Here is a 6,477-nt window from a genome sequence, read left to right as displayed (position 1 = left end):
CATGGGGAAGCAGAAGTTTGTGCGGAGCAAGCCGCATGTGAACGTGGGGACGATTGGGCACATTGATCATGGCAAGACGACGCTCACCGCCGCCATCACCAAAGTGCTGGCGCAGGCGAAGCTGGCGAAGTACACCGCCTTTGACCAGATTGACAAAGCCCCCGAAGAGAAAGAGCGGGGCATCACGATTGCCATCGCCCACGTCGAGTACGAGACGGAGCAGCGGCACTACGCCCACGTGGACTGCCCGGGACATGCCGACTACATCAAGAACATGATCACCGGCGCGGCGCAGATGGATGGCGCCATCCTGGTGGTCAGTGCCCCGGATGGCCCGATGCCGCAGACCAGAGAGCACATTCTGTTGGCGCGGCAGGTGGAGGTGCCCGCGATGGTGGTCTTCCTCAACAAAGTGGACATGCTGGAAGACGAAGAGTTGCTGGAGTTGGTGGAGTTGGAGGTGCGCGAACTCTTGAGTCGCAACCGCTTCCCAGGGGAGGAGACGCCGATCATTCGGGGGAGCGCGTTGCAGGCGTTGGAGTCCACGGGGGACTTGTCGCGGGAAGACCCGGCGGCGCAGCCGATCTGGGCATTGATGGATGCGGTGGACCGCTACATCCCGACGCCGCCGCGCCCGGTGGACCAGCCGTATCTGATGCCGATAGAGGACGTGTTTGGCATCAAGGGACGGGGGACGGTGGTGACGGGGCGCATCGAGCGGGGCAAGGTCAAGGTGGGGGAGACGGTAGAGATATTGGGGATGAAGGACGAGGCGCGCAGCGTGGTGGTGACGGGAGTGGAGATGTTCCAGAAGACGCTGGACGAGGGGGAAGCGGGAGATAATGTGGGCTGTTTGCTGCGGGGAGTGGAGCGCAGTGAGGTGGAGCGCGGGCAGGTGTTGGCGAAGCCGGGGTCAATCAAGCCGCATCGGGCGTTTCAGGCGGAAGTGTATGTGCTCTCGAAGGAAGAGGGGGGGCGGCATACGCCGTTTGTGCATGGGTATCGGCCCCAGTTTTACATCCGCACGACCGATGTGACGGGAGAGATCCTGCTGCCGGAGGGGGTGCAGATGGTGATGCCGGGGGATAACATCACGATGGGAGTGAAGCTGATCGTGCCGGTGGCGTTGGAGGAGGGGAGTCGTTTTGCGATTCGTGAGGGAGGACGCACGGTGGGGGCTGGTGTGGTCGTTCAGGTCCAGGGGTAAGACGAGATCGCCAGGACGAAAGAGGAACATCAGGCAGGGGCATAGCCAGGCTGCGTCCCTGCCTGCCCTTCTTCTTGCCTGGTAGACGCATTACTGGACATGCCTGATAAGATAGGATACAATTGTCAATGGAGGGCGCATAATGGCAGCAAAAGGCAAAGAAAATCGCATTGTGATTACGCTCGCCTGTACGGTATGCAAAGAGCGCAATTATGTCAGCAGCAAGAATAAGAAGAACGACCCGGAGCGGTTGGAGTTGCGCAAGTTCTGCCGACGTTGCCGTACCCAGACAGCGCATCGTGAGACGAAATAGCCTGCAAGGCTGACACATCCGAGCCTGGGAGGAAAGCACCACATGGCGAACAAGACCATAGATAGAAAGAAAGCCGTGCCCGCGCGCTCGCAGGCTGCAAAAGTCAGCCCAAAAGGGGCGAGCGGCAAAGCCACCCGACCCGGCGGTAACAATGCAGGCAAGCCATCTGATCCAAAACAGGAAAAGGCGTCGCGTGCAGGCGCGGAGGTTTTGGAAGTCGAGGAAGTAGAACCCGAAGCGCTTGAGGCCGATGAAGAAGCAGAGGTGGATGAGGAAGCGGTTGACGAGGCAGACGAGGTTGATGAGACAGATGAAGCTGATGAAGCTGATGAGGAAGAGTTCGTTGAGGAAGAAGAGGAAGTCGTAGAGGAGGAGCCAGCCAAGAGCCGCTTTGCCAAATCCAAGAATGAGCGCGATCTGGTGGCGAGTCCTCAGGATTATAGCATCAGCAGATCGACCAAATCGCGCCTGCCAACCTTCCCCGGCTCTCAGTTCTTGTACTCATCCTACCGGGAACTGCGGCTCGTCACCTGGCCGAGTCGGCGCGATACCTGGAACTGGTCGCTGGTGGTCGTCGGTGTTTGTGTTGCGGTAGCCATTGTGCTGGGCGCGGCTGACCTGGGACTGTCGCGCTTTGTGACATGGTGGCTTTCGCTCGCGCACTAGCGCCAGGGGAATTGGGGAAACGCTGTGGTAACTGAACAAAGCGATACAACTGAAGATGCCGCCACTCCTCCCCCGCCAGATGTGGAGCGCCAGTGGTTCGCTGTGCATACCTACTCCGGCTATGAAAACAAGGTGAAGACGCACCTGGAGGCGCGGGTGCAGTCGCTCGGCATGAAAGATAAGATCACGCGCGTGGTCGTGCCGATGGAGGAAGAGACGGAGATCAAGAACGGCCAGCGCCGCACCGTTCAGCGCAAGGTTTTCCCCGGCTATGTGCTGGTGGAGATGGTGATGGACGAGCAAAGCTGGTATGTGGTGCGCAACACGCCTGGCGTCACCAGTTTTGTGGGCGCGGGCGGTGGCCCCGGCAACCTGATTAAGCCGGTGCCGCTGCAAGAGTCGGAGATGAAGTTGATCTTGAAGCAGGCAGCCAAGACTGAGGAGAAGCCCAAGACGAAGATCAGCTATGCTGTTGGGCAGCATGTGCGCGTGATTGATGGACCCTTCACCGATTTCATTGGCACCGTCTCGGAGATTCACGCTGACCGCAATAAGGTGGTGGTGGTAGTTACCTTCTTTGGCCGCGAGACGCCCGTGACGCTGGACTTCTTGCAGGTAGAGAAGGTCTGAAAAAGCGTATCCTGGACGGATAAGAAGGCTGATAGCCAGCCAGCGCGACACCTGATGCGCGCTGGCTTTCATCTGTCTATTATGAGCAGAGGTCTTTCCAGGCGAGCCAGCCCTGGGGGATAACGAGGAGCAAGCATGGCAAAGCGTATCAGAGCCGTCGTGCGGCTACAGATTCAGGCGGGCAAGGCGACGCCCGCGCCGCCGATTGGCCCGGCGGTGGGTCAGTATGGCATCAATATTATGGCGTTCTGCAAAGAATATAACGAGCGCACCGCCAATCAGGTTGGGCAGGTGGTGCCGGTTGAACTGACGATTTTTGAGGATCGCAGTTTTACCTTTGTGACGCGCACGCCCCCCGTTGCCGATCTGCTGAAGAAGGCGATTGGCATCGAGAAAGGCTCGGCGACGCCTAACAAGGTAAAGGTCGGCACGCTCAGCCGCGAGAAGCTGCGCGAGATCGCCGAACTGAAGATGAAAGACCTGAACGCCATTGATATTGAGGGCGCTGAGAAGATGGTTGCGGGCGCTGCCCGCAGCATGGGCATTACGATTGGGTCATAGAAGCCAGGCGCATATTTCCCGCCCGACAGTCACTGCGGACGCCAGGCGCCACAAGGAGGGCATGTATTTATGGCAACCCGTCATGGGAAAAAGTATGTTGATGCGGCCAAGCTGCTGGAGGAAGGCAAGCTCTATCAGCCAGCCGAAGCCGTAGACCTGCTCAAGAAGATGAACTTTGTGAAGTTCGACCCGACGGTTGAGGTTCACATGAAGCTGGGAGTGGACCCCCGCCACGCCGATCAGATGGTGCGCGGTGTGGTGACGCTGCCCGCCGGGACCGGCAAAGAGGTGAAGGTGCTGGTCTTCGCGCAGGGCGACAAGGCCAAAGAGGCCGAAGACGCCGGAGCCGATTTCGTCGGCCTGGACGATGTGATGAAGCAGATTGATGAGGGCTGGCTGGGCTTTGATGTCGCCATTGCGACGCCCGATGTGATGGGCAAGGTGGGCCGCCTGGGCCGCCGCCTGGGGCCGCGTGGCTTGATGCCAAACCCCAAGACCGGAACGATCACGTTCGACATTGCCAAAACGATCAAAGAAGTGAAAGCCGGGCGTGTGGAGTTCCGCGTAGATCGGACCAGCCTGATTCACATCCCCGTCGGCAAGCTTTCGTTCGATCAGGAGAAGCTGGCCCAGAATCTGGCCGCCGCCATTGATGCCGTCGTGCGCGCGCGTCCCAGCGGCGCCAAGGGCACGTATATCAAGAGCGTGGTGGTCTGCTCCACGATGTCCCCCAGCGTTCGGCTGGATGTCCCCAGCGCGCTGAGCATGAAAGTCGCCGTCTAGCGCGCCAGTATGAGCGAGCGGGCGAGCGGCCAATGCGCCGCTCGCCCGCTCGCTCATACTGGCTGCTATAGCAGCCCCTCATCGATCTTGATACCAGGGAAAAGGCGCGAGTTGACTGGGCCGCCTTCGATGCGCTGGAATGCCGGCATGCCGGAAGTTGGTCCTTCTGCGACCCGCTCAAACAAGCGAAAGCGCCCACCTGCGGGGGCATCAGGGTCCACCAGCCAGTATTCGCGCACGCCCGCCTTCAGGTACGCGAGGTATTTATCTTGCTCGTCGTTCGCTTGCGTGCTGGGCGATAGAATCTCACACACCCATTCTGGCGCGCCATACAGCCGTTCAGAGGCCAGGCGGCTCAAAGGGCTGTTTGTTTCTGTGTAGAGAATATCGGGTACCAGGATGGTATGCTCATCCAGCACAATCTCTATCTCTGGGAAGACTTCACCAGCCAGATGATGCGTTCGGATATAGACATTGATGGCTTCGAGGATGTCACGAAGATAGCGCGCATGGCGAATCACTGGACGTGCAGCCACAACAATCCTCCCATTGATGAGTTCTGTTTTCGGCGATTCTGGTGGCAAACTATCTACGTAAGCGTAGTAGTCTGCAACTGTGCGCAGTTGTTCGATTGCCATCGTGAACGCTCCATCGGGGTCAAGCCAGGATCACCCGCCTCTGTATAAGTACCCTTTAGTGGTCGTGTCTCTGCTTCCATTATGCCATATAGAGGCAAAGAGATGTGCTGCGCCCTGCTGTTTCTGACATGTGGGACAGGGGGGAACCTGCGCGTATTTGCAGATGCGCAGTGGGGAGTATGTAGATCAGGATGTATCAGAAGCGAGTACGCCAGCGTGAGTCAATTCACGCGGGCGTACTTCTTGTTTCATTGGGCTGCGTTAGTGGATGAACACCACTCCAGGGCCTGGGGTAATGTAGCGGTAATCAACGCGCCCCCAGTTGCCGTCGTTCCAATAGAAATTCATCTCGCTGATGAGTATCCAGCCACCGGGGAGAAGCTGCTCCACGTGGCCGACATGCCCTATGCCCAGCGCGCCTTGCACCCCTGGTTGGAAGACGACTGTCGCATTGGGGACAGGGGTGGAGGTCACGGTGTAGCCGCGTGCGCGGGCGCCGTCCGCCCAGGACCAGGCATCGCCGATGCCCGCAAAGTATTCATCGGGCCGTTTGTGGGCTGCCCACCAGGTACATTGTCCAAAAGAGCCGCCGAAGGGATCGCCCGCGTAATCTTGTACGTTAAAGCTGTTAAACCCAGGAACAGCGATGTAGCTGCCATAGGGCGGCTGCGGAGTGATCGCCGGGGCATAGGGGATATGGAGCAAGGCGTGAAAGTTCGCGCCGTAGGTGGGATCGGAGGGTACTTTTAAGCTCATCCCGGTATAGATTTGTTCCCCATCTACCAGCCCGTTCAAGAGCAGGATGCCGCCTACCTTTACGCCAAACGTTTTGGCGATGCCCTCTGCGGTGTCGCCAAAACGAACGGTATATCGGTGGAACTTCACTGGCGGAGGGGGTGGGGCGGCAGAGCCAGCCAGGCTTGCGAAGTTATTCCAGAACTGCGGGCCGGAACTCAGTACGCCCACCGTGAGCGCCGTGACGATCAGGCTGACCATGACAACCGCCAGGGCTACGGCATGAAAGAAAAAGGGTCGGGGACGGTGCGCTCGCGGAGCGATAAGAGTATGGCCGAGCGCGCCGATCTTGTCGGTTTTGCGTTCTCCGGCAATAAAGACGGGAAGAGGGGTGCCTGGCTCCAACCCGTAATGCGCTTCGTCGAAGCCGATCAGCATGCCCCCGCGCCGCATAAAGGAGCTGGTCTGGCCGCTGTGAAAAGGAACTAATCCCCGCTCTTCAGAGGCGCCGCCGTCTTCATCCGATTCGTCATCCCATGCCTGCTCTTCGGAGAGGTTGGGTGCGTCATCGGCATAGCCGTCGCCCTCTGCGTCGGCAAGCGCGTCTGGGGAAGGGCCGTCGTCATCACGCTCTGCGTACTGGGAAGCGTCCTCGGCTAATTCATCCTCGCCCTGATAGGCGGCGGGGTCGTCCTCATCTGCCCACTCCTCCTCTTCTTGCCACGCCTCTTCACCCCCATAGGCGAGTTCTGTCACGTCTTCCTCTTCCCACGTTTGCCCCCTGTTCTGGCGGCTGGGAATTGGGGCCGGATGACGTAGTAGTCCGCTTCTTCCCATACATGCTCCCTCGGATGCTCGTATTTTGCGCCCCTGCTGGCAAGGGTGAAGACCTGTGTGTGAACGGCTACGCCCTTAGTTTACCTGGGACATCCGATGAAGCGCAA

The 6,477-nt window shown here is 59.1% G+C and carries 8 protein-coding genes; 6 read left to right on the top strand and 2 right to left on the bottom strand.

Features of this window, described 5'->3' with window-relative positions; all coding sequences use genetic code 11:
* The first annotated feature begins 1 nt into the window (after position 1).
* The 6 genes from tuf (at position 2) to rplA (ending at position 4,160) form a co-directional block, all read left to right on the top strand.
* Positions 2 to 1,207, top strand: coding sequence for an elongation factor Tu (tuf, locus tag VH599_16150; GenBank protein HEY7349850.1), 1,206 nt, complete (start codon positions 2 to 4; stop codon positions 1,205 to 1,207).
* A 142-nt stretch (positions 1,208 to 1,349) separates the two neighbouring features.
* Complete coding sequence (rpmG, locus tag VH599_16145; protein ID HEY7349849.1) at positions 1,350 to 1,520, top strand: 50S ribosomal protein L33; 171 nt, start codon at positions 1,350 to 1,352, stop codon at positions 1,518 to 1,520.
* Positions 1,521 to 1,562: 42 nt separating this feature from the next.
* Entirely contained in the window at positions 1,563 to 2,186 is a 624-nt protein-coding gene (secE, locus tag VH599_16140; protein HEY7349848.1) for a preprotein translocase subunit SecE, read from the top strand.
* A gap of 81 nt (positions 2,187 to 2,267) precedes the next feature.
* Positions 2,268 to 2,816 (top strand): transcription termination/antitermination protein NusG, encoded by a 549-nt coding sequence (gene nusG / locus VH599_16135; GenBank protein HEY7349847.1) that lies wholly within the window; start codon positions 2,268 to 2,270, stop codon positions 2,814 to 2,816.
* 135 nt (positions 2,817 to 2,951) lie between these two features.
* A complete protein-coding gene (gene rplK, locus VH599_16130; protein ID HEY7349846.1) occupies positions 2,952 to 3,377 on the top strand; it encodes a 50S ribosomal protein L11 in 426 nt (141 codons plus the stop codon).
* 69 nt (positions 3,378 to 3,446) lie between these two features.
* Positions 3,447 to 4,160 (top strand): 50S ribosomal protein L1, encoded by a 714-nt coding sequence (gene rplA / locus VH599_16125; protein HEY7349845.1) that lies wholly within the window; start codon positions 3,447 to 3,449, stop codon positions 4,158 to 4,160.
* Between the two features lie 65 nt (positions 4,161 to 4,225).
* Here the strand turns inward: rplA and VH599_16120 are convergent, their stop codons facing one another.
* The gene (locus VH599_16120; protein HEY7349844.1) at positions 4,226 to 4,798 is read right to left on the bottom strand and encodes a Uma2 family endonuclease; all 573 of its coding nucleotides are present in this window, start codon (positions 4,796 to 4,798) and stop codon (positions 4,226 to 4,228) included.
* A gap of 261 nt (positions 4,799 to 5,059) precedes the next feature.
* Entirely contained in the window at positions 5,060 to 6,370 is a 1,311-nt protein-coding gene (locus tag VH599_16115; GenBank protein ID HEY7349843.1) for a CHAP domain-containing protein, read from the bottom strand.
* Between the last annotated feature and the right edge of the window lie 107 nt (positions 6,371 to 6,477).

The sequence above is a fragment of the Ktedonobacterales bacterium genome, from assembly GCA_036557285.1.
Classification (GTDB): Bacteria; Chloroflexota; Ktedonobacteria; order Ktedonobacterales; family DATBGS01; genus DATBHW01.
The sequence above is the reverse complement of the archived record's forward strand: the minus strand, read 5'-3'. Positions and strand labels throughout refer to the sequence as shown.

What these genes read in the sequence shown, in the direction of transcription:
- tuf (HEY7349850.1), top strand. Translation starts at nt 2, where the DNA reads ATGGGGAAGCAGAAGTTTGTGCGGAGCAAGCCGCATGTGAACGTGGGG.
- rpmG (HEY7349849.1), top strand. Translation starts at nt 1,350, where the DNA reads ATGGCAGCAAAAGGCAAAGAAAATCGCATTGTGATTACGCTCGCCTGT.
- secE (HEY7349848.1), top strand. Translation starts at nt 1,563, where the DNA reads ATGGCGAACAAGACCATAGATAGAAAGAAAGCCGTGCCCGCGCGCTCG.
- rplK (HEY7349846.1), top strand. Translation starts at nt 2,952, where the DNA reads ATGGCAAAGCGTATCAGAGCCGTCGTGCGGCTACAGATTCAGGCGGGC.
- rplA (HEY7349845.1), top strand. Translation starts at nt 3,447, where the DNA reads ATGGCAACCCGTCATGGGAAAAAGTATGTTGATGCGGCCAAGCTGCTG.
- VH599_16120 (HEY7349844.1), bottom strand. Translation starts at nt 4,798, where the DNA reads ATGGCAATCGAACAACTGCGCACAGTTGCAGACTACTACGCTTACGTA.
- VH599_16115 (HEY7349843.1), bottom strand. Translation starts at nt 6,370, where the DNA reads ATGGGAAGAAGCGGACTACTACGTCATCCGGCCCCAATTCCCAGCCGC.